This window comes from Aquamicrobium soli (genome assembly GCF_042646345.1).
In the GTDB taxonomy this organism is placed as follows: domain Bacteria; phylum Pseudomonadota; class Alphaproteobacteria; order Rhizobiales; family Rhizobiaceae; genus Mesorhizobium; species Mesorhizobium soli_A.
This window is the reverse complement of the sequence record NZ_JBHRTK010000012.1, coordinates 182,219-206,977: the sequence shown is the minus strand read 5'-3', so window position 1 is coordinate 206,977 and position 24,759 is coordinate 182,219. Positions and strand designations below refer to the sequence as shown.

At 65.4% G+C, this 24,759-nt stretch carries 27 protein-coding genes and 1 riboswitch; of the genes, 17 read left to right on the top strand and 10 right to left on the bottom strand.

All coding sequences use genetic code 11. The features are described 5' to 3' along the window. Positions 1–8: 8 nt before the first annotated feature. The 11 genes from ACFOHJ_RS10520 to ACFOHJ_RS10470 all read left to right on the top strand — a co-directional run bounded on the left by ACFOHJ_RS10520 (position 9) and on the right by ACFOHJ_RS10470 (position 8,169). On the top strand, positions 9–770 hold the full coding sequence (locus tag ACFOHJ_RS10520) for a response regulator transcription factor (protein WP_378220454.1): 762 nt from the start codon (positions 9–11) through the stop codon (positions 768–770). After that, positions 770–1,111, top strand: coding sequence for an Hpt domain-containing protein (locus ACFOHJ_RS10515; protein ID WP_378220453.1), 342 nt, complete (start codon positions 770–772; stop codon positions 1,109–1,111). The genes ACFOHJ_RS10520 and ACFOHJ_RS10515 overlap by 1 nt, the downstream gene beginning before the upstream one ends. Before the next feature lie 219 nt (positions 1,112–1,330). Further along, positions 1,331–2,677, top strand: coding sequence for a substrate-binding protein (locus tag ACFOHJ_RS10510; RefSeq protein WP_378220452.1), 1,347 nt, complete (start codon positions 1,331–1,333; stop codon positions 2,675–2,677). Between the two features lie 199 nt (positions 2,678–2,876). After that, positions 2,877–3,752 (top strand): branched-chain amino acid ABC transporter permease, encoded by an 876-nt coding sequence (locus tag ACFOHJ_RS10505; protein ID WP_378220451.1) that lies wholly within the window; start codon positions 2,877–2,879, stop codon positions 3,750–3,752. A gap of 13 nt (positions 3,753–3,765) precedes the next feature. Further along, positions 3,766–5,622 carry a branched-chain amino acid ABC transporter ATP-binding protein/permease gene (locus tag ACFOHJ_RS10500; protein ID WP_378220450.1) on the top strand — a complete coding sequence of 619 codons (1,857 nt, stop codon included), beginning with the start codon at positions 3,766–3,768 and terminating at the stop codon, positions 5,620–5,622. Next, positions 5,619–6,317: an ABC transporter ATP-binding protein gene (locus ACFOHJ_RS10495; RefSeq protein WP_378220449.1), complete on the top strand. Its 699-nt coding sequence runs from the start codon at positions 5,619–5,621 to the stop codon at positions 6,315–6,317. The genes ACFOHJ_RS10500 and ACFOHJ_RS10495 overlap by 4 nt, the downstream gene beginning before the upstream one ends. Before the next feature lie 101 nt (positions 6,318–6,418). After that, entirely contained in the window at positions 6,419–6,766 is a 348-nt protein-coding gene (locus ACFOHJ_RS10490; RefSeq protein WP_378220448.1) for a carboxymuconolactone decarboxylase family protein, read from the top strand. A 146-nt stretch (positions 6,767–6,912) separates the two neighbouring features. Beyond that, positions 6,913–7,170: a DUF2249 domain-containing protein gene (locus ACFOHJ_RS10485; protein ID WP_378220447.1), complete on the top strand. Its 258-nt coding sequence runs from the start codon at positions 6,913–6,915 to the stop codon at positions 7,168–7,170. A gap of 112 nt (positions 7,171–7,282) precedes the next feature. Then, a complete protein-coding gene (locus ACFOHJ_RS10480; protein ID WP_378220446.1) occupies positions 7,283–7,495 on the top strand; it encodes a NifU N-terminal domain-containing protein in 213 nt (70 codons plus the stop codon). Between the two features lie 30 nt (positions 7,496–7,525). Further along, positions 7,526–7,909 carry a metal-sulfur cluster assembly factor gene (locus ACFOHJ_RS10475; RefSeq protein ID WP_378220445.1) on the top strand — a complete coding sequence of 128 codons (384 nt, stop codon included), beginning with the start codon at positions 7,526–7,528 and terminating at the stop codon, positions 7,907–7,909. Further along, a complete protein-coding gene (locus tag ACFOHJ_RS10470) occupies positions 7,906–8,169 on the top strand; it encodes a hypothetical protein (RefSeq protein ID WP_378220444.1) in 264 nt (87 codons plus the stop codon). The genes ACFOHJ_RS10475 and ACFOHJ_RS10470 overlap by 4 nt, the downstream gene beginning before the upstream one ends. A gap of 45 nt (positions 8,170–8,214) precedes the next feature. Here the strand turns inward: ACFOHJ_RS10470 and ACFOHJ_RS10465 are convergent, their stop codons facing one another. From ACFOHJ_RS10465 to ACFOHJ_RS10455, 3 genes are read right to left on the bottom strand one after another with little or no spacing between them, the layout of a single operon-like run. Then, positions 8,215–8,715 carry a RidA family protein gene (locus ACFOHJ_RS10465; RefSeq protein WP_378220443.1) on the bottom strand — a complete coding sequence of 167 codons (501 nt, stop codon included), beginning with the start codon at positions 8,713–8,715 and terminating at the stop codon, positions 8,215–8,217. Positions 8,716–8,762: 47 nt separating this feature from the next. After that, complete coding sequence (locus ACFOHJ_RS10460; RefSeq protein ID WP_378220442.1) at positions 8,763–9,176, bottom strand: c-type cytochrome; 414 nt, start codon at positions 9,174–9,176, stop codon at positions 8,763–8,765. A gap of 50 nt (positions 9,177–9,226) precedes the next feature. After that, the gene (locus tag ACFOHJ_RS10455; protein WP_378220441.1) at positions 9,227–10,828 is read right to left on the bottom strand and encodes a flavin monoamine oxidase family protein; all 1,602 of its coding nucleotides are present in this window, start codon (positions 10,826–10,828) and stop codon (positions 9,227–9,229) included. A gap of 619 nt (positions 10,829–11,447) precedes the next feature. Here ACFOHJ_RS10455 and ACFOHJ_RS10450 point away from each other — a divergent pair. Next, on the top strand, positions 11,448–11,990 hold the full coding sequence (locus ACFOHJ_RS10450) for an NUDIX hydrolase (RefSeq protein WP_378221529.1): 543 nt from the start codon (positions 11,448–11,450) through the stop codon (positions 11,988–11,990). 111 nt (positions 11,991–12,101) lie between these two features. Then, complete coding sequence (locus tag ACFOHJ_RS10445) at positions 12,102–13,694, top strand: rhodanese-like domain-containing protein (protein WP_378220440.1); 1,593 nt, start codon at positions 12,102–12,104, stop codon at positions 13,692–13,694. Between the two features lie 15 nt (positions 13,695–13,709). Here ACFOHJ_RS10445 and ACFOHJ_RS10440 read toward each other — a convergent pair whose 3' ends face one another. The 3 genes from ACFOHJ_RS10440 to ACFOHJ_RS10430 are packed head-to-tail and all read right to left on the bottom strand — an operon-like array spanning position 13,710 to position 18,546. Further along, a complete protein-coding gene (locus tag ACFOHJ_RS10440; protein ID WP_378220439.1) occupies positions 13,710–15,248 on the bottom strand; it encodes a SpoVR family protein in 1,539 nt (512 codons plus the stop codon). A gap of 12 nt (positions 15,249–15,260) precedes the next feature. Next, positions 15,261–16,565, bottom strand: a complete 1,305-nt coding sequence (locus ACFOHJ_RS10435) for a YeaH/YhbH family protein (protein ID WP_378220438.1) — start codon at positions 16,563–16,565, stop codon at positions 15,261–15,263. A 31-nt stretch (positions 16,566–16,596) separates the two neighbouring features. After that, positions 16,597–18,546, bottom strand: a complete 1,950-nt coding sequence (locus ACFOHJ_RS10430) for a PrkA family serine protein kinase (RefSeq protein ID WP_378220437.1) — start codon at positions 18,544–18,546, stop codon at positions 16,597–16,599. A gap of 179 nt (positions 18,547–18,725) precedes the next feature. Next, a riboswitch (TPP riboswitch) is annotated at positions 18,726–18,833 on the top strand. Here ACFOHJ_RS10430 and ACFOHJ_RS10425 point away from each other — a divergent pair. From ACFOHJ_RS10425 to ACFOHJ_RS10410, 4 genes are all read left to right on the top strand, one after another. Then, positions 18,822–19,433, top strand: a complete 612-nt coding sequence (locus ACFOHJ_RS10425) for a YkoF family thiamine/hydroxymethylpyrimidine-binding protein (RefSeq protein ID WP_378220436.1) — start codon at positions 18,822–18,824, stop codon at positions 19,431–19,433. It overlaps the preceding riboswitch by 12 nt. 28 nt (positions 19,434–19,461) lie before the next feature. Next, complete coding sequence (locus tag ACFOHJ_RS10420; protein WP_378220435.1) at positions 19,462–20,223, top strand: ABC transporter permease; 762 nt, start codon at positions 19,462–19,464, stop codon at positions 20,221–20,223. Next, positions 20,210–20,953: an ABC transporter ATP-binding protein gene (locus tag ACFOHJ_RS10415; RefSeq protein WP_378220434.1), complete on the top strand. Its 744-nt coding sequence runs from the start codon at positions 20,210–20,212 to the stop codon at positions 20,951–20,953. The genes ACFOHJ_RS10420 and ACFOHJ_RS10415 overlap by 14 nt, the downstream gene beginning before the upstream one ends. Continuing rightward, on the top strand, positions 20,950–21,930 hold the full coding sequence (locus ACFOHJ_RS10410) for an ABC transporter substrate-binding protein (protein ID WP_378220433.1): 981 nt from the start codon (positions 20,950–20,952) through the stop codon (positions 21,928–21,930). The genes ACFOHJ_RS10415 and ACFOHJ_RS10410 overlap by 4 nt, the downstream gene beginning before the upstream one ends. Positions 21,931–21,952: 22 nt before the next feature. Here ACFOHJ_RS10410 and ACFOHJ_RS10405 read toward each other — a convergent pair whose 3' ends face one another. From ACFOHJ_RS10405 to ACFOHJ_RS10390, 4 genes are all read right to left on the bottom strand, one after another. Then, complete coding sequence (locus tag ACFOHJ_RS10405) at positions 21,953–22,567, bottom strand: hypothetical protein (protein ID WP_378220432.1); 615 nt, start codon at positions 22,565–22,567, stop codon at positions 21,953–21,955. Positions 22,568–22,572: 5 nt separating this feature from the next. After that, positions 22,573–23,364: an ABC transporter permease gene (locus tag ACFOHJ_RS10400; protein WP_378221527.1), complete on the bottom strand. Its 792-nt coding sequence runs from the start codon at positions 23,362–23,364 to the stop codon at positions 22,573–22,575. Between the two features lie 71 nt (positions 23,365–23,435). Continuing rightward, positions 23,436–24,215, bottom strand: a complete 780-nt coding sequence (locus ACFOHJ_RS10395; protein ID WP_378220431.1) for an ATP-binding cassette domain-containing protein — start codon at positions 24,213–24,215, stop codon at positions 23,436–23,438. A 33-nt stretch (positions 24,216–24,248) separates the two neighbouring features. Next, on the bottom strand, positions 24,249–24,701 hold the full coding sequence (locus tag ACFOHJ_RS10390; RefSeq protein WP_378220430.1) for a hypothetical protein: 453 nt from the start codon (positions 24,699–24,701) through the stop codon (positions 24,249–24,251). Between the last annotated feature and the right edge of the window lie 58 nt (positions 24,702–24,759).

Below are 24,759 nucleotides of genomic sequence, written 5' to 3'. Positions count from 1 at the left end.
AGAGCGACATGATGAATGTTGCGGGCAGAGTGTCCAACGGCACGATGCCCGACGAAAGCGACGAATTTTCCGACGTGCTCCAGGCGCGCATCCTCGTGGTCGACGACGACCGCGACCTGACGGAACTGGTGCGGCGCGAACTGGTGTCGTTGGGCTTCACCGTCGATTCCGTCGAGTTCGCGGAAGATGCGCTGATGGCGGCCCGCGATACCGCCTACGCCCTGATGATCGTCGATCTCGGCCTGCCGGACCGCGACGGGCTGGAACTGGTGCGCGACATGCGCAACCGCATGATCGAGGCGCCGATCCTGGTGCTGACCGCCCGCAACCGGGTCGAGGACAGGGTGACCGGCCTGTCCAACGGCGCCGACGACTATCTGGTCAAGCCCTTCGCGGTGCCCGAACTGCGCGCCCGGGTTGCCGCGCTGCTGCGGCGCCCGTCGCGGCTGAAGGGCAACCACCTGTCCGTCGCCAATATCGTCGTCGATCGCGACTCGCTGGAGGCGATGGTCGCCGGCGGCAGCCTGCCCTTGCCGCTCAAGCAGTTCCAGTTGCTCGAGCTTCTGGTGCGCCGCAAGAACCACGTCACGCCGAAGCGGATGATCGAGGAAGCGCTCTACGGCTACAACGACGAGGTTTCCACCAATTCGATCGAGGCGCAGGTCTACAAGCTGCGGCAGGCGCTGCGCTCGGCCGGCGCCGAGGCGACCATCGAAACGCGCCGGGGCATCGGCTACCGGCTGGTGGAACTGAAGCCCGGCGAAGCCTGATGGCCGCGCCGGTGGATCGCGCGCTGCTCGACCCGGACGGCCTGTTCCCGGCCCGGCTCGCCGGCGACCGGGCGGCGCTCGCCCGCCATGCCGATGCCCTGGGAACGCTCGATACCCAAGCGCAGGCAAGACGCCTGAAAGACATCGCGACGCTCGCGCACCGGCTCGGCGGTGCGGCGGGAACCTTCGGCTATGGGGCGATCAGCAGCGCGGCGCTGGCGCTGGAGGACGTGATTCTCGAACGCCGCCCCGGCGAAAACCGTGCGGCCGCACACGAGCGCGTGCGGCGGGCCATCGACGTGCTCCTGCGGGCCCTGGACGACGGTCTTGCCGGTTCGTGAGGCTGTTTTCGCGAAAAAGTCAGGTTCGCGTCAGGTTCAATTCAGGAAGTCATCAGTTTGAAGGCTTTTACTTCTCCACCTGGATCGGTGGGAGGAGTTGATCCGTTGGGACGGTGCTGGCCCGCGCGCGTTGCGCGGCGGCCTGCCGTCCGCCTCTCCCGTCGCCGTGAAAGAGACAGCCGCGCCCATGCGCGCTGGAACTGCAAGGGAGGAGATGGAATGCCTGATACTACGAAACGATCCGGCCTGTGGACCCGTCGGCAGGCGCTGCTGACGGGTGCCGGCATGGCCGGCGCCGCCATGATGCCGATGGGATTTCCGGTGCTTGCCTTCGCCGAGGATCAGCCGCCGATCGGCACCTGGCCGGCGGGCAGCGAGGGTGACACGGTCTATATCGGCGTCGCCGTGCCGCGCACCGGCACTTATGCGGTGCAGGGCGAGGACGAGCTCAAGGGCGCCGAACTGGCGGCCGAGCACATCAATGAAGGCCATGCGCTGATCAAGGAACTGGCGCCGAAGCTTTCGAAGGGTGTGCTGGGCAAGCAGGTGAAGCTGGTGGTCGCCGACTCCGGCGCCAAGCCGAACGAGGCCGTGCAGGCCGAGCAGCGCTTCATCACCGAGAACAAGGTCGTCCTGATGACCGGCTCGACCTCGTCGGCCGTCGCGGTGGCGCTGAACAAGCTGGCACAGCGCGAGAAGGTCCTCTACGTCTCGATGATCTCCGGCTCCAACGACACCACCGGCAAGGACTGCGTGCGCTACGGCTTCCGCCAGTGCTTCTTCGGCCAGACGGCGGCGGCGGCGATCGCGCCGGTGCTGATCAAGGAGTTCGGCAAGGACCTCAAGGTGGCGTACATGACGCCGGACTACACCTACGGCCACACCGTCACCAAGTCGATGCAGGACATGACGGCTTCGGCCGGCTGGACGACCGTGACCAACCAGGTGTCGCCGCTCGGCGCGCCCGACTTCTCGTCCTACCTGCTCAACATCGCCAACTCCGGCGCCGACATCCTGATCAACGTCAACTGGGGCCACGACGCGGTGCTGTCGATCCAGCAGGCCAAGCAGTTCGGCGTGCTCGACAAGATGAAGCTCGCCGTGCCCTACCAGGTGCCGTTCCTGGCGCGCGAGACCGGCGGCCTGATGCAGGGCGTCTATGCGGCCACCGAGTACTGGTGGACGATGGAAGACAAGTACCCGCTCGCCAAGATGTTCAACGAGGCGTTCAACAAGAAGTACGGCTACATGCCCGAATGGGGTGCCGAGAACTCCTACATCAGCATCGTCCACTGGGCGCGCATGGTGCAGGAAACCGGCAGCTTCTACCCGCCGGACATCATCAAGACCTGGGAAAAGGGCGAGACCATCCCCTCGCTCGTCGGCGACGTCCACTATCGCCCCGAAGACCACCAGTGCGTGCGCCCGGTGATGATCGTGAAGGGCAAGATGGAAGCCGACATGAAGAACAAGGAGGATTTCTACGACATCGTCGAAATCGTCCCCGGCGAGGGCCTGATGCAGAAGCCCGACGCCTTCGGCTGCAACCTCGGGGATTACACCTGAGGAAATCATCGGTCCGGCGCGGGCGGCAAAGCCGTCCGCGCCGGACCGGATCCTGACCCGGCGGCGCCAGGGCAGCGGCCTTCGACCGCGATGACCTCTCGCCTCCGGGCGACACTTCGCGGAACAGGACATGCGTCAAACAAGGACCCGGAGCGGCGCTGGCGCGCCGGCCTTCGGAGGAGGGACTCATTAATCCGCCATGATCAATTGGGCTAATTTCGTCTCGCAACTGTTCAACGGGCTGGCGCTCGGCGCGCTTCTGGCGCTGATCTCGTCGGGCCTGACGATCATCTACGGTACGCTCGGCGTCCTCAACCTGGCGCATGGCGCCATGTTCATGCTCGGCGGCTACGCCGGCTACGTCGCCTTCACCTACACCGATTCCTTCGTTGTCGCGGTGATCGCCGGCTCGCTGTTCGTGATGATCGTGGGCATCCTGATGGAACGCACCGTCATCCGCCATTTCTACGACCGGCCGGACGAAGACCAGCTCCTGGTCACCTTCGGCATCGGCATCGTCTTCGTCGAGCTTGTCCGGCTCATCTTTTCCAGCGACTCCAAGCTGGTGCCGCCGCCGCCCGCCCTGCAGGGCGTGACGCCGCTCGGCTTCATGTTCTATCCGACCTATCGCCTGGCGGTCGTCGGCATCGTCGCGGTGGCGCTGATCGCGCTTTTCTTCGTCCTCTACCGCAGCCGGCTGGGCATGATCGTGCGCGCCGGCATCGAGGATGCGATCATGGTTTCCTCGCTGGGCATCAACGTCCATCGCGTCTTCATGATCGTGTTCGGCATCGGCGCCATGGCGGCGGGCTTTGCCGGTATCATCAACGCTCCGGTGGTTTCGCTCACGCCGGGCATCGGCGACGATATCCTCGTCGAGACGTTCGTCGTCGTGGTCATCGGCGGCGTCGGTTCGTTCCCCGGTGCCGTGCTGGGCGGGCTGATCGCCGGCGAAATCATCAGTATCACCTCCATGTTCAATCCCAGTTACGCCTACGTCATGCTGTTTGCGGTCATGACCCTGGTCCTGGTGCTGCGGCCGCACGGGCTGCTCGGCGCCAAGGGCAGAGAGTGAGAGGAGACCTGCTATGCTGAAAGCACGTCCCTTTCTCATCGAGGCCATCACGGCCGTCGGCCTGCTGCTGGCGCCGTTCATCCTGCCGCATCTCGGCTTCGCGCCGAACACGGTCAACCGCATCCTGGTCTGGGGCCTGTTCGGTATCGGCTTCGATATCCTGTTCGGCTTCACCGGCCTGCTGTCCTTCGGCCAGTCGGCCTTCTACGGCACCGGCGGCTTCTTTGCCGCCTACCTTCTGACCCGGGCCGGCTTCCCCTATGTGATCCCGGCGCTGCTGCTCGGCATGGTCGTCGCGGCGGTCGTCGGCTATCTCGTCGGCCTGATCGCGCTGAGGCGCACCGGCATCTACTTCGCCATGATCACGGTGGCGATCGCCGAAGTGTTCTACTTCGTCGAGTTCAACCCGCTGGCCGACTGGACCGGCGGCGAGAACGGCCTGCCGGGCGTGCCGACGCCGACCCTCAATCTCGGCTTCACGACGCTGAACTTCGATACCGGCTGGTCGCTCTACCAGTTCCTGGCGGTGTGCTACTTCATCGGCATCGTGCTGGCGCTGCGCATCGTGCGCTCGCCGGTGGGCGCGATCTTCCGGGCGATCCGCGAGAACCCGCTGCGCGCCACCGCCATCGGCCACAACATCCATGGCTACAAGCTCGCCGCGTTCGTCATCGCCGCCGCCTATGCCGGCTTTGCCGGCGGCTGCCTCGGCGTGATGCAGGCTTTCATGCCGCCGGACGCCTTCATGTTCGAGACCTCGGGCCAGCTCATCATGCAGTCGGCCATCGGCGGCATCGGCACGCTGTTCGGCCCGCTGCTCGGCGCTGCCGTCTGGTTGTTCCTGCAGGATTTCCTGCAGGCGGCCCTCGGCCTCGGCGCCGCCTGGAAGCTGGTCCTCGGCCTCGTCTTCGTGCTTCTGGTCTGCTTCCTGCGTCGCGGCATCATCGGCGGCATCGAGGACCTTTACCACTACCTCACCGGCAAGCGCACGGCGTCGGAGCCGGAGGAATCCTCGCCGCAACTGGTGGACGAGGTGAAGGTCCACACCCCGCGCGTCCCGGCCAGGGTCGTGCAGATGCCGCATCGGCAGCCGGAAGGCGGCAAGGGCGGGCCGATCCTGCAGGCAAGCGGCCTGACCCGCCGTTTCGGCGGCCTGGTCGCCAACAACAACATCGACTTCACTGTCGAGCAGGGCGCCCTGCACGGCATCATCGGGCCCAACGGCGCAGGCAAGTCGACCTTCTTCAAGATGCTGACCTGCGAACTGCCGCCTTCCTCGGGCAAGATCGTGTTCGAGGGCCGCGACATCACCGGCATGACGGTGACCAATGTCTGCCAGCTCGGCCTGACCAAGAGCTACCAGGTCAACCAGCTCTTCAACCGGCTGACCGTGCGCGAGAACGTCACGGTCGCGGCGCTCGCCGCCCTGCGCGGCCGGTTCAAGCTCGACCTGTTCCGCAACATGAGGAAGATGCCGGAGCTGAACGCCCTGGTCGAGCAGACGCTCGAACTGGTCAACCTCACCGGCCGGGTCGACACGCCGGTGTCGGACCTTGCCTATGGCGAAAAGCGCCGGCTCGAAATCGGCCTGGCGCTGGCCTCGTCGCCCCGGTTGCTGCTGCTCGACGAACCGCTGGCCGGCATGAGCCCGCGCGAGCGTGTCGAGACGGTGGCGCTGCTGAAGTCGATCAGCGCGGGCCGCACCATGGTCGTCATCGACCATGACATGGACTCGCTGTTCGAGCTCGTCTCCAAGGTCACCGTCCTCCAGGAAGGGCAGGTGCTGGTGGAAGGCACGCCCGACGAGATCAAGAGCAACGAGAAGGTGCAGGAAGCCTATCTCGGCGGCATGCGCGGAGTGTTCGAATGAGTCTTCTAGAGGTCGCAGGGCTCAACACCTTTTACGGCGACAGCCACATCCTGTTCGACGTGTCGATGCATGTCGAGCGCAACGAGGTGGTGGCGCTGCTCGGGCGCAACGGAGCCGGCAAGTCGACGACGCTGAAAAGCCTGATGGGCGTGGTGACGCCCAGAAGCGGCTCCGTGAAGTTCGACGGCACCGAGATCGCCGGCAAAAAGAGCCACGCCATCGCGCTGGCCGGCATGCAACTGGTGCACGAGGACCGGCGCATCTTCGGCAGCCTCAATGTCGAGGAGAACCTGGTCTTGGCCAGCCTCAGCGCCAGCGAGAAATGGCCGCTGGAGCGCATCTACGATACGTTCCCGCGGCTGAAGGAGCGGCGCACCAGCCGCGGCACCGATCTTTCCGGCGGCGAGCAGCAGATGCTGGCCATCGCGCGCGCGCTGATCCGCAGCCCCAAGCTCATCCTCCTGGACGAGCCCTTCGAGGGGTTGGCGCCGATCATCGTGCGCGACCTGTTGGCGGTCTGCAAGAAGCTTGCCGCCGACGGGCAGACGATCGTCATCGTCGAGCAGAACATCGCGGCCGCGCTGTCCATCGCCAACCGCACCTATATTCTCAACAACGGCCATGTCGTCTTCGACGGCACGCCGCAGGATCTCAAGGCCAAGCCCGAAATCCTGCACCGCTATCTGGGCGTATGACACCCGCATAGCGGCACTGCGCGAACCGGTGGGCGGAAGCTCCCCGGTTTCCGGCGAAGCGCGTCCTGACCGTTTTTATGACGTAGAAAGGACGCCATCCCATGGACGATGCTCTCTATCCCAGGCCGACGAAGGCCCTTGCCGACAAGCGCCGCGAACTGGCGCCCGACCAGGACGCCGCTTTCCGCGCCTTCAGCGAGGCGGTGTTCAAGGACGGCGCCCTGCCGCGCAAGATGAAGCAGTTGATCGCGGTGGCGGTCGCCCACGTCACCCAGTGCCCCTACTGCATCCAGGGCCACACCAAGGCGGCCCTTCGCGACGGCGCGACGCAGCAGGAGATCATGGAGGCGATCTGGGTCGCCGCCGAGATGCGCGCCGGCGGCGCCTTCGCGCATTCGAACCTGGCCTTGGCGACCTTCGAGCAGGTGGACAGCCGGGGTCGGACCTGAGGGTTACATCGTTTCCCGAATAAAGATATATTGACAATGCATCTTTTGACGGCGACTATCGGTGCCGCAGACCGACGCCGATAGCTCGTGATCATGGGGCGCGGCAGGGCTGCCACCGTTCATTCCAGAATTGAAGGATCAGTCCCATGGCGCACGCCGCGAAGGCAGAAAAGAACGAAGTCGATGTCCGCAGCCTGGTGCCGATGCAACGGCACCAGAAGATCTTCGAACTCGTCGGCGAACTGGCGCCCGGCGCCTCCTTCATCCTGGTCAACGACCACGATCCGAAGCCGCTCTATTACCAGTTGGAGGCGGAGCACCCCGGGCAGTTCTCCTGGACCTATGTCGAGCAGGGGCCGGTGGTCTGGCGCGTCGAGATCGGCAGGCTTGCCAAGGCCGCGTGACCGGCCGCCGGCCGGATCGCTGGTGAGAGGTTGAAACCGTGGTCGCCGCCTGCAACGGGCGGTGGCACCTGTCGATCCGGCTTGGCCGCAATGAACGCGTTGGGGGCATGACATGTTCATCCAGACCGAAGCGACGGACGATCCCTCGCGGCTGCGGTTCCTGCCGGGCCGGCCCGTCGTTAAAGAGGGCGTCATGGAGTTCGCCGACAGGCAGGCGGCGGCGGTGTCGCCGCTTGCGGCCCGCCTGTTCGACGTCGAGGGCGTCGCGGCGCTGGCGTTCGGGCCGGAAACCATCACGATCACCAAAAAGGGTGGCGACTGGTAGCGCCTGAAGCCGGCCTTGCTCGGGGTCATCATGGAACATTTCATGTCGGGCGCGCCGGTCCTGCGCAAGCCAGTCCGCCCTGCGGTCCGTCCGGCCAAGGCTGGGGCGGGCGGCCTGGCGGAGGAAATCAGAACCTCGCTCCGGCAGGTGATCGATCCCGAACTCGGCTACAACATCGTCGATCTCGGCCTGGTCTACGACGTTTCGGTGGGCGAGGACGGCGCGGCGCTGGTGAGCATGACGACGACGACGCTCGGCTGCCCGGCAACCAGTTACCTGCTCGAGGGCGCGCGCGGATGCGCGTCGGCGGTAACCGGTGTCGAGACGGTCGAGGTCGAACTCACCTACGAGCCGTCATGGTCGCCGGAGATGATGAGCGACGATGCCAAGGCCCATTTCGGCATCGAGTCATGAGCGATAGTAGCAACGGCGATGCCGGAACGGATGGAGCGCAGGGCCCTTGCACCGATGCCGACCGCACGGAGGCGGTCTGCGTCGTCCTTCTGGAAGGGTTGCACGCCCTCGCCGATGTCGGCGAGGTGGAGGCTGCGTGCCGCTTGGCCGGCCGCGCCTGCGTTACGCTCAGGCACGCCCGGCCGGTTCTGGCGCGGCGCTTCGACGTGCTGCTGCACCGCCTGACGCCGAAGCTGACATGGACGCAGCCGCCCTGCTGACAGCGCGGCTGCGATAGAGGCCCCGCCAGGGGGCGACAAGTGCCGTCAGGGACGGACCGCCGTCACCTCGATCTCGACGAGGAAGCCGGGGTTGGCCAAGCCGGCCACCTGGAATACCGAGCGAGTCGGCAGGTTGGGCTGCGCTTCCGTGCCGAAGAACTGGGTGTAGCCTTCCATGAAGCCGCCGAAATCCATCTGGCCGTTCTTGTCCGGGTCGCCAACCAGGAAGACCTGCATCTTCACCACGTCGCCCATCTTGAGGCCGAGGCCGTCGAGGGTCTTTTCGATCGACTTCAGCACCGATTCGGTCTGGGTCTTGGTGTCGCCATAGGCCGCCACGCTGTTCTTGTCGGCCTTCTCGTCCGCGACGCCGGGCACCGCGCCGCTGAGATAGACCGTCGTCTTGCCGGCGGGAATCTCGACGGCCTGGGCGATCGGGAAGGTCGAGTTCGGGATCTTGTGGCGCACGACGTCTTCGGCCCTGGCGCTGCCGGCCATCAACAGGCCGACAGCCGTCGCAGCGATTGCGATCCGCATGTTCATCATCGTCTTTTCCTCGTTCTCGGGGGTGTCGGGTCGGGGGAAGGGCGTGCCTATCGTGTTTCCGCCACGTCCTTGGCGGTCACCTTGTCGGTGTAGTTATTGCCGAAATGGGTGCGCACATAGTTGACCACGGCCGCGACCTGCTCGTCGCTCATCATCTGGCCGACCGGCGGCATGCCCTTCTGGCCATGCAGCAGGATGTAGATCGGATAGCCGGCCGCCTCTAGGTTCTCGTTCTTGGCGAGCGCCGGATAGTGGCCGGCGCCGACCGCGCCCTGGCCCTGGTCCATGTGGCAGGCCTGGCAGACATTGGCGTAGAGCGCCTCGCCGCTTTCCTCGGTGAATTTTTCACCCTGGCTGAAGGTCGCGCCCGCCGAATCGGCAAAGGCGCCGGAAGTAGCGAGCGTGGCGAGTGCCAGCGTGGCGGCGAGAAGGCCGAGCGGCCGTTTGGCTGGAGAGGTCATGGTGAAATGCCTTGCGTTGTTGGGGGAGGAGGGGCCGGGCTTCATCGCCGTCATCCCTGCATGACGCGCTGGTGCAGGCGCTCGATCGCATTGAGCGAGGACAGGATCGCTCCTTCCTGCCAGGCGGGAATGTACGAGGCATGCTCGCCGGCCAGCACGATGCGGCCGTCGATCTGGCACAGATTGTCGTAGTGCTCCTTGCGCGTCTCGTCCGTCCAGTCGCCGGCGCAGCCCAGGGTGAAGGGCGAGCGGTGCCAGGCCCAGGAGACGCCGTTCTCGAACTCTTCCTTGTACTGCGGGTGGATCTGCGAACCGTATTCCACGGCGCGCTGGACGCGCTCCTGCGGGCTCATGGAGGTGAACTCGTAGGAGTTCGGGCCGTTCCAGGTATAGCAGCCCAGCAGCACGCCCTTGCCCGAGGTATTGAAGCTCGTGCTCGGGTAGGAGATCTGCGTGATCGGCAGGTTGGTGTAGCTGACGCCGCCGAAGATCAGGTCGTCCTGTTCCCAGAAGCGGCGCTTGAACTGCAGGCCGACCTTCACCGACGAGGCGTAGGGCACCGCGTCGATGGCCGCCTTCATCGGCGCGCCGACCTGGACGTCGATCTGGCTGAGGATGGTGAGCGGAATGGTGCACACGCACCAGTCGGCCGTTTCCTGCTGCACGGCGCCGGGCTTGGTCGCGTCCTCGTAGGTCACGGTGACGCCCTTGTCGTTCTGCTCGATCTTGGTGACCTTGGCGTTGAAGGTGATGAGGTCGCTCACCTGCTTGGCGAAGGCCTCGCCGATCTTGCCCATGCCGCCGACCGGCTGGAACATGGTGGTCTGGAACTCGTAGAGGCCGAAATTGGCCAGGCTGCCCCACAGGCCGGACTTCAGGATGTCGGAAAGATCGATCGGCGCGCCCGGAACCGGCTCCGCGCCGAGCCCGCCGCCCGGGTCCTTCTCGTAGCCGCGGAACTCGGCCGAGGTCACGCCCTTGGCGTAGGCGTAGTCCTGGTTGAGCGCGCCCCAGCCGCGCAGCGCTTCCAGAAGCATCTCCTGGTCTTCCTTGGTGACGTCGCCTTCCAGCTTGCCCTTCTGCGTCACCTTGGCGAGCAGTTCGGACACGTGGCCCTGGAAGTCGGTCTTGATGTCGCGCACGCGCTGCGGCTTGCCGCCGAAGGCCTCGGTGGAATGCAGGAATGCGTTGTGGTTAAGCTGCTGGAAGGGCTCCAGCGTCACGCCGAGTTCCCGGCAATAGTGCAGCAGGCCGTTATGGTGATAGGGAATGCGCCACGGGCCCAGGTTGATGTACTGGTCCTTGTCGAACTCGCAGGTCTGGCTCGCGCCGCCCAGTTCGGTGAAGGTGTCGCCGCCATGTACGGTCCAGTTACGGCCGCCGGCACGGTTGTTGTACTCCAGGATTTTGACCTTGTAGCCGGCCTTGCGCATCTCCATCGCCGCCAGCATGCCGGCCAGGCCCGCGCCCAGGATGAGCACGGTGGCGCCCTTGGGGTCGCCTTCGAGCTTGACCGGCCCCTTGAAGCCCGATTCGGCAGCGAAGCCCAGGCTGGTCATCGCCTGGTACATGACCGCGCTGCCGGCGGTCAGGCCAATCAGCGAGAGCAGGTTTCGGCGGCTGATTCCGGTGAGTGATGGATACCCGGTCATGAGATCATATTTCCTTCCGGCGGGGTTTTCGTGACAGTTCTCTGGCAACGCAGAGGGTCGGCATTTGCAGCCTTGGGGAGAACTATAGCCGTGTGCCCTCAAGTCAATCCTCGCGCGACATGGGCGCCGACGAGGGCCGAAGGGCGGCGCAGTCCCGCGCGGGGCCGGCGAAAGCGCTGTCAAGCCCACATATTTAAACCGATTTAAGCCATTGCTTGGCCTATAATTTTGTCACAATTGGCCTGTAGGGAGAAACCATGTGCATGAAATCGGTCATCAGGATGTCGAGGCTCACCGCCCAAGCGCGCCACTCCGCCCGGAGCGGTCGGCTCATGAACCTCTGACGCCGCACGACTTCTCCGCCGCTCCGGGATCAAGCTCAAGAAATGCGGTTCATTTTTGCGGTCGCGCCAGCGCCGCTTTGATGGAGCGTTTTCATGTCTCTTTCCGTTTCCCGGCAGGCCTGTCCGGCCTGTAACCGCAGCCTTCCCGCAGCCGCGAGCCGTTGTCCCTGGTGCAAGGCGCCCGGCACGATCTATTTCTCGACCCGTCGATCGGTCCATGGCGGCCCAGTGCCGTTGCCCGCCCCCGCACCGTCTGCCGCAAGGAGGTGGAGTTGATGGACATCGCCATGATGGTCGACGTCGACAAGACGCCCGGCACGGCAACCGCGGAGGCGAGGCAGCAATACGGCGTCCTGCCGTGGCGCTTCCGCGGCAAGGGCGGCATCGAGATGCTGCTGATCACGTCGCGCGAAAGGGGCCGCTGGATCGTGCCGAGGGGATGGCCGATGGAAGGTCGCGCGCCGTTCATGACCGCCGCCCTCGAAGCCTTCGAGGAGGCCGGGATCATCGGCGACATCGATCCGCAGCCGCTGACCGACTTCCACTATCTCAAGGGCCATGACGACGGTTCCCGCGAACACGTCAAGGTGACGCTGTTCGGCATGAATGTGCAGGGCACGCTCACCCACTGGCGCGAACGCGGCCAGCGCAAGCGGCAATGGTTCGGGCTGGACGAGGCGGCGGCCCGGCTCGACGATGTCGAACTGGCGCGGTTCGTGCGCATGCTGGCTTCGGACCCGGCGCGCCTCGTGAAGCGGCACCGGAGCCGGCGAGGCTTCGGGCTGCAGCGGCCCGCTCCGGAAATCGGCCTGGCCTGATCGCTACGGCCGGTTGGCGGGGTCTCCGCCGCCGCGGCTTTTTTGGGCCGCCGGCGATTTCGTCCGGCGGCCAAATGCGCTAACGCACGGTGGCGGATACGGGAGACGACGATGCAGCGGATCGATGCGGCGTGCTTGAAGGGATGGCTCCACGACGGCGGGGAGATCGCGTTGCTCGATGTCCGCGAGCATGGCGAGTACGGCCAGGCGCATCTTTTCTATGCGGTTTCGCTGCCTTTCAGCCGGCTGGAAAAGGAGATCGACCGGCTGGTTCCGCGCCGGTCCTGCCGCGTGGTGCTCTATGACGACGGCAAAAGCGGTATCGCCGAAAAGGCGGCCCGCCGCCTGGAGTCCTATGGCTATGGCAAGGTCAGCGTGCTTTCCGGCGGCGCGGCGGCCTGGAGCGAAGCCGGGTTCCATCTGTTCGCCGGGGTCCATGTGCCGTCGAAGACCTTTGGCGAACTCGTGGAGCACGCCTTGCCCATTCCCGGGATCGCCGCCCCGGCGCTTCGTGAGTTGATCGAGGCGGGCGGCAATGTCGTGGTCGTCGATGGTCGGCCGGTCGACGAATACCGAAAGATGAATATTCCCGGCAGCGTCTGCTGCCCCAACGGCGAGCTGGTCTATCGCATCGGCCAGATCGTTTCCGACCCGGAAACCACGGTCGTGATCAACTGCGCCGGGCGCACGCGCAGCATCATGGGCACCGCCATCCTGCATGGCTTCGGCATTCGCAACCGCGTCCTCGCGCTGGAAAACGGCACCATGGGCTGGCGGCTGGCCGGCCTGGAACTGGAGCATGGCGCGGACCGGCTGTATCCGGCGGCGCCGGAAGGGGCGCCGCTGGCGCGGCTGAGGGACGAGGCCGCGCGCTTTGCACAGCGTCACGGCGTGCGCCGGGTGTCGGCCGACGCTGCCGCGCAGTGGATGCGGGAGACGGATCGCACCACGTTTTTGCTCGATGTCCGCACCGAAGAGGAATTTTGGGCCGGCTCCGTCGCGGGCGCGGTTTCGGCCCCCGGCGGGCAACTGTTGCAGGCGACCGATCTATGGCTCGGCGTGCGCAACGCGCGCGTCGTGCTGGTCGACAACGACGAGGTGAGGGCTGCCGTCGTGGCGAGCTGGCTCGGCCGCATGGGATGGGATGCGCACGTGCTGGAAGGCGGCCTGGCGGCGGCCGGTGATCGCTTTTCAGCTCCCGGTCCGGGCTGCGCCGCGAAATTGCCTTCCTTCCCGCTGCTCGACGTGGCGGCTTTGGCGGGCCTGCAGGGCGATGCCGTCATCGTCGATGCACGACCGGCGATGGATTATCGCGCCAGCCATCTGCATAACGCGATATGGGCGACGCGGGCGCGGCTTGAAAACGCGTTGCGCGAGATCGATGGCCGCCCGGTTGCCGTCGTCGCGGCGGAAGAAACGGTCGCTCGCGCCCTTGCCGCTGATCTCGCCGAAGGCGGCGCCGCCATAGCCGGCCTGCATCAGGGGTCGCCCGAAGCCTGGAACGCGGCCGGACTGGCCCTGGCGGCCACGCCGGAATTTCCTCCGGATAGCGAATGCATCGACTATCTCTTCTTCGTTCACGACCGCCATGCCGGCAACCTCGAGGCCGCGAGGCAATATCTCGCCTGGGAAACCGGACTGACCGACCAGATCGACGAGCGCGAGCGGGCGGCCTTCCCGATTACGGCCGAAGTCCCCCGATAGCGGTCCGAATCCCGCTTACCCTCCGGCCCGGTCGGCTGAGGTTTCGTAGAGACGCGCGCCGGTTTGCGCGTCCACGCCTTCCATGCTGACGTCGTAGCCCCAGAGCCGGCGGATATGGCGCAGCGTCGCGTCGCGGCCGGCTTCCTCCAGCATGATGCCGTCCTTCACCTTGTGCTGGAGGCGCAGGCGCCGGTCGCCCAGCAGGTCCACGTCCACCACCTGGATATTCGGCCGGGTCGCGCCGATGTCGTAGCGGTCGGCCAGCGATGAGCGGATTTTCTCGTAGCCGCGCTCATTGTGGATCGACGCCACCTCGTAATGTGTTTCCTCGGCCATGTCGGCAAGGACGAACAGCCGCCATTTGCGGATCAGCGTCGGGCTGAGATACTGGCGGATGAAGGACTCGTCGCGGTGGTCGATCCAGGCCTCCAGCAGGGTTTCGCGCCAGTTGCCGCTGCCGGCGATGGCGGGGAACCAGTCGCGGTCCTCGGCCGTAGGCTTCGTCGCGATGCGCTGGATGTCCTGCATCATGTCGAGGCCGAGCGCATAGGGGTTGATGCCGGAAAAGCGCGGGTCGTCGAAAGCCGGCTGGAAGATCACGTTCGAGTGGTTCTTCAGGATCTCGAGCATCGAGCCTTCGCCGATCATGCCGCGGTCGAACAGCGTGGTCATCAAGGTGTAGTGGACGAAGGTGGCGCAGCCCTCGTTCATCACCTGCGTCTGCCGTTGCGGATAGAAATACTGGGCGATGACGCGGACGATGCGCAAGATTTCGCGCTGCCAGGGCTCCAGCACCAGGCTGTTCTTTTCCAGGAAATAGAGCAGGTTCTCTTCCGGGAGGTTCAGCGATTCCTTGCGTTCCGCGATCTTGTCTTCGCTCTTGTCCTCCTTTGACGTCGGCAGGGTGCGCCACAGGTCGTTGTAGCTGCGCTCCTCGTGTTCGAGGCGCTCGAGCGCGCTGCGCGTCTGCTTTTCCTGAGAAAGCTTGGGCGGGCGGTGGTAGCGGAAGACGCCCTGTTCCATCAGCGCGTGCGCCGCGTCGAGAATGGATTCCACGGCGGCGAGGCCGTGCCGTTCCTCGCAGCGGGCGATGTAGCCCTTGGCGAAATCCAGGTAGCTCAGGATCGCGCCGGCGTCGGTCCATTGCCGGAACAGATGGTTGTTCTTGAAGAAGTGGTTGTGGCCGAGCGCCGCGTGCGCCGTCACCAGCGCCTGCAACGCCATGGTGTTTTCTTCCATCAGGTAGACGATGCAGGGGTTGGAATTGATGACGAGTTCGTAGGCGAGCCCGCGCCCGCCCTTGCGGTAGAGCAGGTTCTCGTAGAGGAAATGCTTGCCGAACGACCAGTGGCGATACATCAGCGGCATGCCGACGGAGGAGTAGGCGTCGAGCATCTGTTCTGAGGAAATGACCTCCATCTGCACCGGGTAGGTGTCGAGGTGAAGCTCCTCGACCGCGATCGCCTCGATGGCGTCATAGGCGCGCGCCAGCGTCCGGAAATCCCAGTCGGAGCCCGAGAACAGCAGCCCGGACGTGGTGGCGGAATGGGTCATCCGCGCTCCTCCTCACTCGCTCCGTGGTGTCGGCTGCCGGGTGAACAGCCGGCGGAACACCGGATAGATATCGGACGCGGTAGCGATGCGGCTCATCTGGAAGTTCGGCCAGCGCGCGCTGACCGCCTCGTAGGCGTGCCACAGCGACGTGCCGTTGTTGGTCGAGCCGAAGATATGGCTTTCCCGCTCGTCGATAATCTCGACATAGGCGAAATACTGGCACAGCCGCATGATCTCGCCGTCGAGCAGCGCGATGCAGCGCTCGGAATCGGCGGTGAAATTGTCGCCGTCCGAAGCCTGGGCGGCATAGATGTTCCATTCGTGGCTGGGGTAGCGCGCCTCGATGATGCGGCGCATTTCCTCGAGCGCGGTGGAAACGACCGTGCCGCCGCTTTGCGTGCTGTAGAAGAAGGTTTCCTCGTCCACTTCCTTCGCCTCGTGCGTATGGCGGATGAAGACGATGTCGATGCTGTCGTAGCGGCGCTTGAGGAAAAGGTGCAGCAGGACGAAGAAGCGCTTGGCCAGGTCCTTTTCGCGCTCGCCCATCGAGCCGGACACGTCCATCAGGCAGAACATGACGGCGTTGGTGTTGGGCAGGGGCTGGGCCTCGAAGCGGTTGTAGCGGATGTCGACGGGATCGACATAGGCGACCAGACGCCGCCGCCGCTCCAGCCGCTCCAGTTCCTCGCGCAAGAGCTCGATCCGTGCGCCTGCCGGAGCGTCCGGCGTACCTTCCTCGAGCGTCGCGATCTCCTGCGCGATGGTCTCGATTTCCTCGCGCGAAGGGCGCTTGAGGGCGATGCGGCGGCCGTGGCTGTTGCGCATGGTGCGCCCGACATTGATGTTGGTCGGCGCACCGGAGGCCGCAAAGCCGGCGCGGCGCGGCTTGTAGGCGAGGATTTCCTTCAGGTTGATCTTGACCAGGTCGGGAAGCTCCAGGTCCTCGAAGAACAGGTCGAGCACCTCCTCGCGCGACAGCACGAAGCGGAAATCGTCTTCCGACTCCTTCAGCCCCGGGGTGGACGACCCTTCGCCCTGGCGGGGTTTCGGCAGCCGGTCGCCGGGCGCGAAGTGCTTGTTGCCGGGCAGCACATGCTCGCGCTCGCCGCTGTCGGCGGCGTTCTGGAAGCTAGGCTCGCTGGTGTCGGTGGCGGGCATCGAAACGGTGTGCTCGGCGTCGACATCCGCGATCCTGCCGGTCCGGATCTGCTCGCGGATGCTGCGCTTGAGCTCGTTGCGGGCGCGCCGGAGGAAGCGCTGGCGGTTGCCGAGGCTCTTGTCCTTGGGGTTGAGGCGGCGATCGATGAAGATTGGCATGGGGAGTCCCCTGACCTGGCTTCGACCGGCTTCAGCCCGCCTTGTTCACCCGCATATACCAGTCCACCAGCCGGCGGACCTGACGCTTGGTGTAGCCGCGTTCGACCATGCGCTGCACGAACTCGGTATGCCGTTTCTCGGTCACGCTGTCCTGCTTGGAGCCGAAGCTGATCACCGGGAGCAGGTCCTCGACCTGGCCGAACATCCGCTTCTCGATGACTTCGCGCAGCTTCTCGTAGCTCGTCCACGAGGGGTTGCGGCCGTTGTTCCGGGCCCGCGCCCTGAGCGTGAATTTCACCACCTCGTTGCGGAAGTCCTTCGGGTTGGCAATGCCGGCCGGCTTCTCGATCTGCGACAGCTCGTTGTCGAGCACCTCCCGGTTGAGAATCTGGCCGGTATCGGGATCCTTGTAGTCCTGGTCCTCGATCCAGGCGTCGGCGTACGCGATGTAGCGGTCGAACAGGTTCTGGCCGTACTCGCTGTAGGATTCCAGATAGGCTTTCTGGATCTCGTGGCCGATGAACTCGGCGTAGCGGGTCGACAGTTCCGACTTGATGAAGTCGAGATAGGCGGCTTCCGCCTCCTTCGGGAACTGCTCGCGCTTGATCGCCTGTTCCAGGATATAGATCAGGTGGACGGGGTCGGCCGCCACTTCCTCGGTGTCGTAGTTGAAGGTCTGCGACAGGATCTTGAAGGCAAAGCGCGTGCTGACCCCGGTCATGCCCTCGTCGACGCCGGCGGCGTCGCGGTATTCCTGTACCGACTTGGCCTTGGGATCGATCTCCTTGAGGTTCTCGCCGTCATAGACGCGCATCTTGGTGTAGAGCGGCGAATTGTCGTGCTCGGCAAGCCGCGTCGATACCGTGAACCGGCTAAGGATATCCAGCACCTCCGGCGCGCAGGGGCTGCCGGCCAGCTCGCTTTCGCGCAGCAGCTTCTCGTAGATTTGCCGCTCCTCGGTGACCCGCAGGCAATAGGGCACCTTCACCACGAGGATACGGTCGAGGAAGGCCTCGTTGTTCTTATTGTTCTTGAACTGCAGCCATTCCGACTCGTTGGAGTGGGCCACGACGATGCCCTGGTAAGGGAACGCGCCGAAATTCTCGGTGCCGTTGTAGCTGCCTTCCTGCGTCGCGGTGAGCAGAGGATGCAGCACCTTGATCGGCGCCTTGAACATCTCGACGAATTCGAGCAGGCCCTGCGTCGTGCGGTTGAGCCCGCCGCTGTAGGAATAGGCGTCGGGGTCGGACTGGCTGAAATTCTCCAGCTGCCTGATGTCCACCTTGCCGACCAGGGCCGAGACGTCCTGGTTGTTCTCGTCGCCGGGTTCGGTCTTGGCGATGGCGATCTGGCGAAGCCGCGACGGCATCAGCTTGACGACGCTGAAGCGGGAAATGTCGCCGTTCACCTCGTCGAGCCGCTTCATCGCCCAGGGCGAGATCAGGCCGTTGAGGCGCCGCCGGGCGATTCCGTATTTGTCTTCCAGGAGATCGGCCATGCGTTCGGGATGGAACAGGCCGAGCGGCGATTCGAACACCGGGCTGATCGCGTTGCCGACCTTCAGCGTGTAGATCGGCCGCTCTTCCATCAGCATCTTCAGTCGTTCGGCCAGCGAAGACTTGCCGCCGCCGACGGGGCCGAGCAGGTAGAGGATCTGCTTGCGCTCCTCGAGTCCTTGCGAGGCATAGCGGAAATAGCCGGCGATGCGCTCGATCGTGTCTTCCATGCCATAGAAATCGGCGAAGGAAGGATAGATCTTGATCGTCCTGTTGGCGAAGATGCGGCCCAGCCGCTCGTCCTTGCTGGTGTCGATCAGAGTGGGTTCGCCGATCGCGTCGACCATCCGCTCAGGCGCGGATGCATAGAGGGATTTGTCCTCGCGGCAGGCCAAAAGATAGTGCTGGAGGCTCATCTCCTCCTGCGCCGCACTCGTGTAGACCTGCGAGAAAAGATCAAATACGTCCGAATTCTTCTCAATCATGGCTTTTGCTCGCGCGGAGGCGGCCGACTATCGGTCGTCCCGTTCTATCAACTGCCGGCATCCCCCGAGGTTCCTTCACAAGACGGAGATTGCTGGCGATAATCTGCCGCACCCGGCAGGCAGGTCGTTGAGGCCGCGTCGAGGCAGTTGACAGACGGGCCCATTTCGCCAATGGTGCGGCCCGCAACCAGGGGTGCTCCTTACGGGGCTGAGATGCGCGGGGCCGCGCGAACCCTTCAAAGCTGATCTGGGTAATGCCAGCGGAGCGAGGGATCATGTTTATTGGCGCGCAAGTATCATTGTACCCGATGACGTCGGGTTTTGTCGATGTCATCCTGTCGGGGCTGGAAGCCCTTGCCCCCCATCGCGACCGGCTGCGGATCGAGACGGACGACGTCTCGACGCTGATGGTCGGCGCGCCGGAGCCGCTGTTCGACGCCATCCGCGACCTGTTTGCCAGGGCGGCGAAGGAACCGGCGCACGTGACGCTCCACGCGACGATTTCGCGCGGCTGCCCGGGCGAGCCGGACGACGACCTGTGCCGCTGCGAGACGCTGACGGTCGGGCAGTCGCTGCCGCTGGCCGAACGCGCGGCGCTGGCCGCAGCGGCGGTGAAGCAGGCGCCGGTGCTCGGCGTCGGCATCGACGTGCAATTCTCGCTCTACGTGCTTGGCCAGGACCGGCACATGGACGAGATTTACGGCTGCATCGACTTCCTGAAGGCGTCGGGAACGTTCTTCAAATCGAAGAACTTCTGCACCCGGCTGCGCGGCGACGCCGGTGCGGTTTTCGAGACCGTGCGGCAGGCGTTCCTGCGCTTCGGACCGGCCGAAGGCCATGTGACCATCGACCTGACGGCTTCGGCCAACAGCCCGAGCCACGGCTGACGCACGTCCCGTTCCGGTCAGGTCAGCCATGGAAACGCTTCGGCGCATCCTTCCCGCTCTCCTCATCGCGGCCGCCATCCTGGCCGCGTGGGAACTCTATTGCGTGCGCGCCGGCGTTTCGCCGCTGCTCCTTCCCGCGCCCAGCGACGTGGCGCGGGCGCTGGTGGCGAACCGGGGCGAGATTGCCGGCCATGCGCTGAGCACCGCCTCGGTCACCGCGCTCGGCTTCTCAGTCTCGGTCGCCTTCGCCTTCCTCGCCTCGGTCGCACTGCACTTCGTGCCGCCGCTGGAGCGCGGCCTGATGCCGCTTTTCGTCGTCAGCCAGACGGTGCCGCTGATCGCGCTGGCGCCGCTGATGATCCTGTGGTTCGGCTTCGGCCTGCTGCCGAAAATGCTGCTGGTCGTCCTCGTCACCTTCTTCCCGATGCTGGTCAGCCTGCTGTCGGGCTATGCGCGCGCCGCGCAGGACCATCTCGACCTGCTGGCCTCGATGGGGGCGGGCAAGGTCGCACTTTTTCGCCGCGTGTACCTGCCTTCGGCGCGCGCGGCCTTTTTCGCGGGCTTGAGGATTTCGGGGACCTACGCCATCGTCGCCGCCATCTTCGCCGAATATGCTGGCGCGCGGCGCGGCATCGGCATTTTCATCCTCTCGGCCAAGAACAATTTCCGCGCCGACCTGGTGCTGGCAGCCGTCGTCGTGTCGTCGGTGCTGACACTGGGCCTGCTCGGGGTGGTGCGGCTCATCGAATGGCTGAGCGACCGCAGGCGAGGGCATCATGCTCCGCGTTGAGGCCCTTACCGTCACCGCGCGGGAGCGCACCCTGGTCGAAAACCTCTCGCTCGACCTGGAGGACGGCAGGATCACCTGCCTGATCGGCCCCTCCGGCTGCGGCAAGACCTCCGTCATCAAATGGTTGGCGGGTATCCTGCCGGCCGGATTGGCGGCTGCCGGAAAGCTCGCGATCGACGGACGAGACATTTCCCGGCCCGATCCCGCCATCGGCTACCAGCCGCAGGGGGATGCGCTGTTTCCATGGCTCACCATCGCCGAGAACGCCGCGCTCGGGCTGGAGGTGGCGGGCGCTTCACGCACGTCTGCGCGGGCACGCGTGGCGCCGCTGTTTCCGGCGTTCGGCCTGGCGGGCACGGAAGAGCTTTTCCCGGACCAGCTTTCGGGCGGCATGCGCCAGCGCGTCGCCTTCCTGCGCACCATCGTGCGGCAAAGCCGCTTCATCCTGCTGGACGAGCCGTTCTCGGCGCTCGACGCCGTCACCCGCATGCGCATGCAGCTCTGGTTCCTGGCGCGGCTGGAAGCCGAGCCGCGCGGCGTGCTGATGGTGACGCACGATCTGCGCGAAGCGACCGAGATCGCCGACCGCGTGCTGGTCATGGCTGCCGCGCCGGGGCGGATCGTCGCCGACATCCCGATCGAAACCCCGCGGGCGGCGCGCAGCGAAGCGGCGCTGGCGGACCTGCGCCAATTTCTCAAATCCCTGTTGCTGGAGGATTTCTCATCATGATCCGTGCTCTCGTTTTTGCCGCCTGCCTGGCGGTTTCCTCGCTCGCCCATGCCGGCCAGAAAGTCACGCTGGCGCTCGACTGGACGCTCAACACCAACCATGTCGGGCTCATCGTCGCCCGCGACCGTGGCTTCTACGAAAAGGCCGGCCTCGACGTCGATATCCTGCCCTATTCCGACACCAGCTCGGCGGCCCTGCTGACGGGCGGGCTTGCCGATTTCGCCTATGTCCCGTCGCTGGCCTTCATCAGCGCGCGCGCTTCGGGGGCCGACATCACCGCCCTGTGGGTGACGATGCAGCACGAGACGGGGCGCCTCGTCTACAACGCCGACAACAAGGCGATCACCCGACCGGCCGACCTGTCCGGCAAGACCTATGCCGGCTTCGGCAGCGACTGGGAGAAGGCGCTGATCGGTACCATGATCCGCACGGACGGCGGCAAGCCGGAATGGAACACGGTGACGCTCGGCACCGGCGCCTACGAGGCGCTGGCCTCTGGCGCGGTGGACTTCACGCTGGAGGTTTCCACCTGGGAGGGCGTCAACAGCAAGCTGCTGCATCGCCACCAGGCGTCCTTCGCCTATAGCGACTACGGCGTCCCCGACCAGCAGAACGGCTATATCGCCACGCGTGCCGCGACGCTGAAGGACAAGCCCGACCTGGTCAGAACCTTCATGCGCGCGACGCTGGAGGGCTATGAATGGGCGGCCGAAAATCCCGAAAGGGCCGCCGACATGATGATCGCGGCCGGGGATTTCCCCAATCCCGAACTGGTCCGAGGCTCGATGCAGGCGATAACCGAAAGCGGGTTCCTCAAGGACGGCGACACGCCGGTCGGCAAGATCGACGCCGCGCGGCTGCAGCGCATGGCGCAGTTCCTGGCCGACAACGGCGTGCTCAAGGATGCGACCGGCAACGTGCTCAAGCAGCCGGGCGACGTCTCGAAATGGATCGACGAAAGCTGGCGCGACCGCTGACCGGCAGAGGCGGATGCGACCGTCAGTGCATGGCCTGCTGCACCGATTTCGCCAACTGGTAGAGGCGCTGCTCGATGATCGTCGGCACCTCGCACACCGAGCTCAGCGACTGCGCGCGCTCGTCGTAGATGCGCGTGGCGAAGTTGAGCTGGTCGGTCTGGCGCTCGACATCGTCGGGGTCGGCGTCCGCCTTGGCCATCAGCGCATCGAGCGCCGAGCGCTGCCTGCGCAGTTCGTCGGCCATGGCGACCTGCTTGTGCGCATAGCGGGAAATCCCGGCCATGACATGCGAACGCTCGGCGTCCATGTGGTCGAACAGCCCCTGCGCCAGCATCTCCAGCCTGGCCTTCGCGGTATCCGGCGAAAGGGTGGCGGCGAAATCGCCGATTTTCTTCTGCGCTTCCTCCAGCGGCATGCGCCGCGCCGAAACCTCTTCGACCAGCGCGGAAATCTCCGAATCCTTTTCCCAGCCCCTGGCGGCTTGCGGCAGTTGCGGTCCGCTCCATACCTGCCCGATCGACAGGCTGGGCACCTTGCGCTGGACGCAGGGCCAGTCGGGGTCGGGGTTGGCCGCGAACGCGCTCGCCGGCGCCAGCAGCGCCAGCGAGAAAATCGAAGCCAGAAGCGTCTTGCTCATCAGGGTCAACCTCCCATGTCCTTCTTGCGGGCCATCAGCCCGCGCGCCGGGTCGTAGGCGAGCACGGCCGCGGCCAGGAACAGCACCAGGCAGCCGCAGACGACGCCGAGCGACAGCCACTCGACCTTTCCGTAGAGCGAAAAGCGGATCAGTTCGACGGCATAGGTGAAGGGGTTGGCCTGGCAGATCGTGTAGAGCAGCGGGCTCGCCTCCTGGATGCGCCACAGCGGATAGAGCGCCGGCGAGGCGAAGTAGGCCGGGAAGATGACGAAATTCATGATACCGGCGAAATTCTCCAACTGCCGGATCGCCGACGACAACAGCATGCCCAGCGCGCACAGCATCAGCCCGGCGAGGAACAGCGCCGGCAGGACGGTGAGGTAGCCCATCGCCGGTGCCCTGACATGGAACAGCCAGGCGACGGCGAGGAAGGCATAGACCTGCACGATCGACACCGTCACGCCCGCCAGCATCTTGGAAACCAGCAGGAACCAGCGCGGGAACGGGCTCACCAGCAGCGTGCGCATGTTGCCCATCTCGCGGTCGTAGACCATCGACAGCGACGACTGCATGCCCGAGAACAGCAGGATCATGCCGCACAGGCCGGGCATGATGTAGACCTCGTAGAGCACATAGGTCTTGTAGGGCGGGATGATCGAGACGCCGAGCACCTGGCGGAAGCCGGCGGCGAAGATGAACAGCCAGATCAGCGGCCGCACCAGCGAGGAAATGAAGCGCTCGCGCTGGTGGACGAAGCGCAGCCCCTCGCGCAGCACGATGCCGCGCAGGCATATCATATACCGGCGCAGGCCGAGCCGGCCGCTCGCCGGCGAAAGCGCGCTGTCGAGCGCGGCGGCGGGTTGCGGGCTCATGGAGCGACCCCGTCGGCGGTGGCGCGATTGAGGCTGGCGAAGGCGTCCTGGATCGAGCCGGTGCCGGTGGCCTGCACGATGTCGGCGACGCGGCCCTGCGCCACCACCTCGCCCTGCCGCAGCACCACCGCCTCGTCGCTTTCCTCGACCTCGTCGATCAGATGGGTCGCCCACAGGACGGCGATGCCGCGGCGCTCGACCAGCGAGCGGATGGTGGAGAGGATGCCGGCGCGCGAGCGGATGTCGAGCCCGACCGTGGCCTCGTCGAGAAGCATCAGCGGCGGGCTGTGCAGCAGGGCGCGCGCGATCTCGACACGCCGCATCTGGCCGCCCGAAAGGCTGCGCGCCTTGTCGTCGAGCCGGTCGCTCATCTCGACCGTTTCGAGCACCGCCGCGATGCGCCGGGCCGCGTGGCGCGCGCCGATGCCGTGCAGGCAGGCGTGGTAGGCGAGGTTCTGGCGCACGCTGAGGTCGAGGTCGAGCGTGCGCGCCTGGAAGACGACGCCCATGCGCCGCAGCGCCTCGCTTGAATCGCGGTTGATGTCATGGCCGAAGATGCGGATTTCGCCATGACGGGTGTCGAAAAGGTGATTGGTCAGCGAAAACAGCGTCGTCTTGCCGGCGCCGTTGAGGCCGAGCAGCACGGTAAACGTCGCCGGCCGGATGCTGAAAGAGACGGATTTGAGCGCCTGCTTGCGGCCGTAGAAATGGCTGACACCGACGACCTCGAGTGCCGCCGGCGTTCCCTCCTGGCCTATCGCCCTGACATGCTGCACCAGGCGCTCCTGTTTCCCGTTCTGCCGCTCACCCTACTTGATGGTGATCGTACCCTTCAGCCCCTTGTCGGCAAGGTCCGGCACCGACCAGGTATACTGGCCCGGCCGCACCGTGTGGAACTGCACCATCATGGTCCCCTTGCCGTCGAATTCAAGCCATGCCGGGGCGCCGGCCATGTGCACCTCGAGGTCGTTGATGACGATCTGGTCGACCCACACGTTACGGAACAGGTCGGTCATGAACTTGTATTCGAAGCCGCCATAGGAGCTGATCTTCCAGCGATAGCCCTGGCCCGAGATCAGCTCGAAATCCTTCTTGTTGACGTCGTAGCTGGAATCCTTCGAGCCGAGGATCAGTTCCGGCACGTTCTGGCTGGACCGCGTTGTCTTGGGAGCGTCGTCATCGTCGTCGTCGGCATGGGCGGCAAGCGGGGCAAAGGCAAGCCCGGTAAAGACGGCCAGCGCGATGGCGGTGCGGATGTTCATGTAGTCCTCCCTTTCGGTCTGCTCGAGCGGCCGTGGTTTTCACGAAATCTGCGGAACC

What these genes read in the sequence shown, in the direction of transcription:
- ACFOHJ_RS10520 (WP_378220454.1), top strand. Translation starts at nt 9, where the DNA reads ATGATGAATGTTGCGGGCAGAGTGTCCAACGGCACGATGCCCGACGAA.
- ACFOHJ_RS10515 (WP_378220453.1), top strand. Translation starts at nt 770, where the DNA reads ATGGCCGCGCCGGTGGATCGCGCGCTGCTCGACCCGGACGGCCTGTTC.
- ACFOHJ_RS10510 (WP_378220452.1), top strand. Translation starts at nt 1,331, where the DNA reads ATGCCTGATACTACGAAACGATCCGGCCTGTGGACCCGTCGGCAGGCG.
- ACFOHJ_RS10505 (WP_378220451.1), top strand. Translation starts at nt 2,877, where the DNA reads ATGATCAATTGGGCTAATTTCGTCTCGCAACTGTTCAACGGGCTGGCG.
- ACFOHJ_RS10500 (WP_378220450.1), top strand. Translation starts at nt 3,766, where the DNA reads ATGCTGAAAGCACGTCCCTTTCTCATCGAGGCCATCACGGCCGTCGGC.
- ACFOHJ_RS10495 (WP_378220449.1), top strand. Translation starts at nt 5,619, where the DNA reads ATGAGTCTTCTAGAGGTCGCAGGGCTCAACACCTTTTACGGCGACAGC.
- ACFOHJ_RS10490 (WP_378220448.1), top strand. Translation starts at nt 6,419, where the DNA reads ATGGACGATGCTCTCTATCCCAGGCCGACGAAGGCCCTTGCCGACAAG.
- ACFOHJ_RS10485 (WP_378220447.1), top strand. Translation starts at nt 6,913, where the DNA reads ATGGCGCACGCCGCGAAGGCAGAAAAGAACGAAGTCGATGTCCGCAGC.
- ACFOHJ_RS10480 (WP_378220446.1), top strand. Translation starts at nt 7,283, where the DNA reads ATGTTCATCCAGACCGAAGCGACGGACGATCCCTCGCGGCTGCGGTTC.
- ACFOHJ_RS10475 (WP_378220445.1), top strand. Translation starts at nt 7,526, where the DNA reads ATGGAACATTTCATGTCGGGCGCGCCGGTCCTGCGCAAGCCAGTCCGC.
- ACFOHJ_RS10470 (WP_378220444.1), top strand. Translation starts at nt 7,906, where the DNA reads ATGAGCGATAGTAGCAACGGCGATGCCGGAACGGATGGAGCGCAGGGC.
- ACFOHJ_RS10465 (WP_378220443.1), bottom strand. Translation starts at nt 8,715, where the DNA reads ATGATGAACATGCGGATCGCAATCGCTGCGACGGCTGTCGGCCTGTTG.
- ACFOHJ_RS10460 (WP_378220442.1), bottom strand. Translation starts at nt 9,176, where the DNA reads ATGACCTCTCCAGCCAAACGGCCGCTCGGCCTTCTCGCCGCCACGCTG.
- ACFOHJ_RS10455 (WP_378220441.1), bottom strand. Translation starts at nt 10,828, where the DNA reads ATGACCGGGTATCCATCACTCACCGGAATCAGCCGCCGAAACCTGCTC.
- ACFOHJ_RS10450 (WP_378221529.1), top strand. Translation starts at nt 11,448, where the DNA reads ATGGACATCGCCATGATGGTCGACGTCGACAAGACGCCCGGCACGGCA.
- ACFOHJ_RS10445 (WP_378220440.1), top strand. Translation starts at nt 12,102, where the DNA reads ATGCAGCGGATCGATGCGGCGTGCTTGAAGGGATGGCTCCACGACGGC.
- ACFOHJ_RS10440 (WP_378220439.1), bottom strand. Translation starts at nt 15,248, where the DNA reads ATGACCCATTCCGCCACCACGTCCGGGCTGCTGTTCTCGGGCTCCGAC.
- ACFOHJ_RS10435 (WP_378220438.1), bottom strand. Translation starts at nt 16,565, where the DNA reads ATGCCAATCTTCATCGATCGCCGCCTCAACCCCAAGGACAAGAGCCTC.
- ACFOHJ_RS10430 (WP_378220437.1), bottom strand. Translation starts at nt 18,546, where the DNA reads ATGATTGAGAAGAATTCGGACGTATTTGATCTTTTCTCGCAGGTCTAC.
- ACFOHJ_RS10425 (WP_378220436.1), top strand. Translation starts at nt 18,822, where the DNA reads ATGTTTATTGGCGCGCAAGTATCATTGTACCCGATGACGTCGGGTTTT.
- ACFOHJ_RS10420 (WP_378220435.1), top strand. Translation starts at nt 19,462, where the DNA reads ATGGAAACGCTTCGGCGCATCCTTCCCGCTCTCCTCATCGCGGCCGCC.
- ACFOHJ_RS10415 (WP_378220434.1), top strand. Translation starts at nt 20,210, where the DNA reads ATGCTCCGCGTTGAGGCCCTTACCGTCACCGCGCGGGAGCGCACCCTG.
- ACFOHJ_RS10410 (WP_378220433.1), top strand. Translation starts at nt 20,950, where the DNA reads ATGATCCGTGCTCTCGTTTTTGCCGCCTGCCTGGCGGTTTCCTCGCTC.
- ACFOHJ_RS10405 (WP_378220432.1), bottom strand. Translation starts at nt 22,567, where the DNA reads ATGAGCAAGACGCTTCTGGCTTCGATTTTCTCGCTGGCGCTGCTGGCG.
- ACFOHJ_RS10400 (WP_378221527.1), bottom strand. Translation starts at nt 23,364, where the DNA reads ATGATATGCCTGCGCGGCATCGTGCTGCGCGAGGGGCTGCGCTTCGTC.
- ACFOHJ_RS10390 (WP_378220430.1), bottom strand. Translation starts at nt 24,701, where the DNA reads ATGAACATCCGCACCGCCATCGCGCTGGCCGTCTTTACCGGGCTTGCC.